Source organism: Chamaesiphon sp. VAR_69_metabat_338, assembly GCF_031423935.1.
In the GTDB taxonomy this organism is placed as follows: domain Bacteria; phylum Cyanobacteriota; class Cyanobacteriia; order Cyanobacteriales; family Chamaesiphonaceae; genus Chamaesiphon.
This window is the reverse complement of sequence record NZ_JANPGM010000630.1, coordinates 1-4475: the sequence shown is the minus strand read 5'-3', so window position 1 is coordinate 4475 and position 4475 is coordinate 1. Positions and strand designations below refer to the sequence as shown.

The following is a 4475-nucleotide window of genomic DNA, read 5'->3' as shown; positions in this document are numbered from 1 at the left end:
GAATGCCCACCTGATTTGCCGCACCAGCCACATGCCAAGACATCCGCGCGGCAAATGGATGAGTAGCATCGACGATCGTATCGATTTTTTCTGCCTGTAAGTAATCTACCAAACCAGCTTCGCCACCAAAGCCACCAATCCGGACTGCACCGACAATAGCATGAGGATTTGCGGTTCTCCCGGCGAGGGTAGTAATTACTTCTAATCCAGGTAGATCGATCGCGCTTGCTGCTAATTGCACCGCGTCCCCAGTGCCGCCGACAATCAAAAGTCGTTTTATCACTCCTAGCAAGTTGGCAGCAGTTCCATAATAATGAATAGACTAGTATCTACAAAATGAAAAAATCTTTATGACATCAACAGTGTATGACTTTTCCGCGACTAGCATTGAAGGGCAACCCGTCGAGATGAGTACTTATCGCGACAAAGTTTTGCTTGTCGTCAATACCGCCAGTCAATGTGGATTTACGCCGCAATATAAGGGTTTGCAAGAATTGTACGATAAATATGCAAGTCGTGGCTTTGCCGTGCTGGGCTTTCCTTGCAATCAATTTGGGCAACAGGAACCAGGGAGTGCGACAGATATTCAGTCTTTTTGCGAAACCAGATTTGGGGTGTCTTTTCCGTTATTTCAAAAGATCGATGTCAATGGTGCTAACGCGCACCCGCTGTTTAAATATTTAGAAAAAGCCGCACCCGGAATTTTGGGAACGGAGGCGATCAAATGGAACTTCACCAAGTTTTTGGTCGATGGTAGTGGCAATGTTGTCAAACGCTACGGCTCGAATACCGATCCCAAAGATATCGCTAAAGATATTGAGGCACTAGTAAAATAAAGAGTTTATCTTAATGGCTGGATCGATCGAGTAACTGTAAAAATGAGTCACTCGATCGCACAATCAACTCGATCTAGTACAGCTACTTACTAATTACCTGCGACTAAAGTCGCGGCTAATATTGCAAAGTCCGCCTGTCTTGACGCGCTTTTTACGTCGGGGAACCCGACGAACGCGCGTCGCTACGCGGACTTCGTATTACGAGCAGCGGTTTCTAACCGCTGGGGTGATAGGCAGAAAATTAGGTTAATTAATCTTCACCACACCCTACGACTTCTTAGCTGTTGCCGATTCGATCGCGGTAATTAATTCTGCTTGGGAATATGGTTTGGTAATGTAGAAATCAATCCCTTGTTTTTCTCCCCACATTCGATCTAAATCTCGATCGCGTGCCGTACAAGCAATTACGGGAATTTTTTCGGTGTCGGGATACACTTTCAATAGCCGACAAAATTCAAAGCCATTAATTCCTTCCATCGTAATATCGGTCACGATCGCATCAGGCTGTTCTTTAGCAGCTAATTCCATCCCATCGTCAGCATTACTTGCCGAAATGACTTGATAATTATGATTTTGCAGATACAGAGCTGTCAACTCTCGTTCGGATTGACTATCTTCGACAATTAAAATTTTTTTCATTACCGCGATTTGCTCGACTAATCAAATACCGATCTCAACAGTTGCAGCCAAGGACGCAGCTACAACAACAGATCGATATTACAATACATTGACAAGACAATGCTAGTTTACCAATCTCTAGCTCGTCAGACAACCGCAAATGCGACTAGATCGGCTTATCGTCACCAATGCCGATCGCCGCCTCGATCGATTCCAATCCGCGCGCTGCTAATTTAGCGAGTAATCCAGTCAAAATTCGATCGACCATCCACGGGCCATTATAAGTCCAGCCCGTATAAACTTGAATCAAACTCGCGCCAGCCGTAATTTTCTCCCATGCATCATCGGCAGTAAAAATGCCCCCCACGCCAATAATTGGCAAACTGCCACCTGTGTGATGATAGATAAAGCGAATGACTTCGGTAGACTTTTGGCGCACTGGTGCGCCACTAATCCCACCAGCTTCTTCGGTAACTTGTTTACCCGTAGCGGCGACTAATTTAGTTGTTAATTGCGATCGATCGATCGTCGTATTCGTGGCAATAATTCCTGCTAATTTAGATGCTTGAGATAGCTCCACCACCGCCGCGATATCTTCCCACGCTAAATCGGGGGCAATTTTCACTAAAATGGGTTTTTGACCTTGATTTTCTTGTTGTAAAGTATCGAAAATTGCGCGTAACGGCTCGATCGCTTGTAAGTCTCGCAATCCGGGCGTATTCGGCGAACTGACATTAATCACAAAATAGTCACCCAGATCTTTCAATCGTTGAAAGCTGCCCAAATAATCATTCGCCGCATCTTTTAATTCTGTAATCTTTGACTTACCCAAATTAATCCCGATCGGAATCGTAAAATCGCCCTGCTGACGCTGCTGGAGTAATTCCGCCATCGCCGCACTCCCCAAATTATTAAACCCCATCCGATTTAAGGCGGCGCGATCTTGGGGCAGCCGAAACAGGCGCGGTTTGTCATTGCCCGGTTGGGGATGATAAGTCACCGTACCGAGTTCGGCAAAGCCAAAGCCCAAATATTGCCAGATTCCAGCCGCCATCCCATCTTTATCAAACCCTGCCGCCAAGCCGACGGGATTGGCAAATTTCAAGCCGAAAACCGACTGCTCCAACCGGCGATCGCTCTGACAAAAATACTGCTGGAAGCTCAGTTTGGCCAATTTGGTCAGCGGCGAAGTCGGGGTAGTATCGATCGCGTGTAACAGGCTGAGAGACTGCTTATGGATGGTTTCTGGATCGGCTTTGAGTGCGGAAAATAGGAGCGGACGCAGGGCTAGTTGATAAATATCCAAGATGGTTAGAGGATGTTTTAAAAGTATAAGATAGCACTCGTAACCCTTAGAAAATCCCCCTAGCCACCTTAAAAAGCTACGGTGTACGCACAAGTCTGTCGGACTTCGTTTCGAGATCTGAATCCCCCCTTAACAAGGGGGGAACCGGACTCTTAGTCCCCCTTTTTAAGGCTACCGTGTATACACAAGTCTAGAGAGAAGCGAAATTGGTGTGAATCCCCCTAAATCCCCCTTAAAAAGGGGGACTAAGATCCGGATCTTAGCCCCCTTGTTAAGGGGGTTTGGGGGATTCAGATCTCGAAACGAAGTCTATTCGAGTTGTGTATACACGGTAGCTTTTTAAGGGGGATTTAGCGACTGAAATCGCGCTGAGGTTCCCGTCTAGCGACACGTCTCGCTTCGCTCTCCTACAGCGTGCGTTTCAGTCAAGACAGGGGGATTTACCCACTGAAAACGGAGCAATTAGACTTCTCAGACATTCTCTTAGAGGGCGGATGTGGGCGATCGAGTGCCGAGATCTCTAGTTTAAACCATCGATCGATAACTCAAATGGAGATCGGGAAACTATATAATCAATTAGCAGTCTAATAATTCATGTATATTCAGACCGCCAGTTATAGATAAAGTCATTAATCTTTGAGGAGTAATCAGTAGCCACTATGATGCCACCGACCACACCGACGATCGCCACTCCGATTTTAATCCTCGATAATGCGGCGTTGTTCCCTACCGCCACCACTGCAACACCAACCAAAACCGCCATCTCATCCAAACTCGCTCGACATTGGCAAGCGGCACCGCTGACTAGCCCCGATCTCCAGGCGACCCCCGCACCCAAAAAAATCGCCCAGTCCGAACTTCCTGGCGGTTCCACCCCTTCCACTCCCCCCACCCCACAAGCTCCGCCAGAACCGAGTATTAGAGATACTGGTAGCGGCTATCCGACCAATATTCCTCGCAACTACTTTGGCCCCGCGATCGGGACTGGGAACGGTGCCACCGGCTTTGGGGCACTTAGTAGATTTTCATTTGGGCAAAATTACTCGATCCGGCCATCGGCAATTTTTGGTAGTAATGGCACCATCATCCGCGTGCCCTTAACTTATGACTTTGTGTTTGGTGACAAAGAACCCTTCGAGCGCAATCCGCTGATCACTTTTCATGCTGGTGGTGGCGTGCAGTTTAGCTCTGGTGCCAATAGTAATAATAGTTCCAAATTCGGACTCCTCGGCACGATCGGTGTCGATGTCAATTTATTTGAAACCACAGCACTAGTCGTCAACTACAATACTGACTTTGCCTCGATTAACGGGGTCAATTTTGGCTTGGGATTTGAGTTTTAGTCGATTCGATCGATCGAATTTAGTGTAGCTCAATCTAATTTTGGCCTCACACACTCACAAAGAAATAGCAGGGGCAATTTATCGATTGCCCCTGCTATTTCTTTAAAGATGAATTTTTAGGAAGAAATCTAGCAATGAGAACGGGATTCACACCCCGTCATCAACGCCATCGACTCCCGAGCCGGGACTCCTCAGCGAGCCTGCCACTCCGCCGTGCCCGAACGAGCCGCCTACCTTGCGCTCGGCAGCGTGCCATGAAGCTCATTGGGCTTGTGCTCCTTCGGCCCATAATGGTCTCTCCAATAAAAATACCCCGACAGCACCACGATGATCAGCACCGCAATCGCACGGGCCCAATTCTCGCGGCGCCGT

At 47.7% G+C, this 4475-nt stretch carries 5 protein-coding genes; 2 read left to right on the top strand and 3 right to left on the bottom strand.

All coding sequences use genetic code 11. The features are described from left to right. Positions 1-280 (bottom strand): precorrin-6A/cobalt-precorrin-6A reductase (locus RMO84_RS17465; RefSeq protein ID WP_396135890.1); only part of this gene is annotated, 280 nt, incomplete at its 3' end. 70 nt (positions 281-350) lie between these two features. On the opposite strand from RMO84_RS17465, the gene RMO84_RS17460 reads away from it, so the two are divergent. Further along, on the top strand, positions 351-836 hold the full coding sequence (locus tag RMO84_RS17460) for a glutathione peroxidase (protein WP_310489711.1): 486 nt from the start codon (positions 351-353) through the stop codon (positions 834-836). Positions 837-1103: 267 nt separating this feature from the next. Here the strand turns inward: RMO84_RS17460 and RMO84_RS17455 are convergent, their stop codons facing one another. Continuing rightward, on the bottom strand, positions 1104-1475 hold the full coding sequence (locus RMO84_RS17455) for a response regulator (RefSeq protein WP_310489710.1): 372 nt from the start codon (positions 1473-1475) through the stop codon (positions 1104-1106). 145 nt (positions 1476-1620) lie between these two features. Further along, positions 1621-2760, bottom strand: a complete 1140-nt coding sequence (locus tag RMO84_RS17450; protein ID WP_310489709.1) for a quinone-dependent dihydroorotate dehydrogenase — start codon at positions 2758-2760, stop codon at positions 1621-1623. Between the two features lie 659 nt (positions 2761-3419). Between RMO84_RS17450 and RMO84_RS17445 the strand changes: the two genes are divergently transcribed. Further along, positions 3420-4103, top strand: a complete 684-nt coding sequence (locus RMO84_RS17445) for a hypothetical protein (RefSeq protein ID WP_310489708.1) — start codon at positions 3420-3422, stop codon at positions 4101-4103. Positions 4104-4475: the final 372 nt, after the last annotated feature.

Coding starts and splice junctions, on each gene's coding strand:
- RMO84_RS17460 (WP_310489711.1), top strand. CDS start 351: ATGACATCAACAGTGTATGACTTTTCCGCGACTAGCATTGAAGGGCAA.
- RMO84_RS17455 (WP_310489710.1), bottom strand. CDS start 1,475: ATGAAAAAAATTTTAATTGTCGAAGATAGTCAATCCGAACGAGAGTTG.
- RMO84_RS17445 (WP_310489708.1), top strand. CDS start 3,420: ATGATGCCACCGACCACACCGACGATCGCCACTCCGATTTTAATCCTC.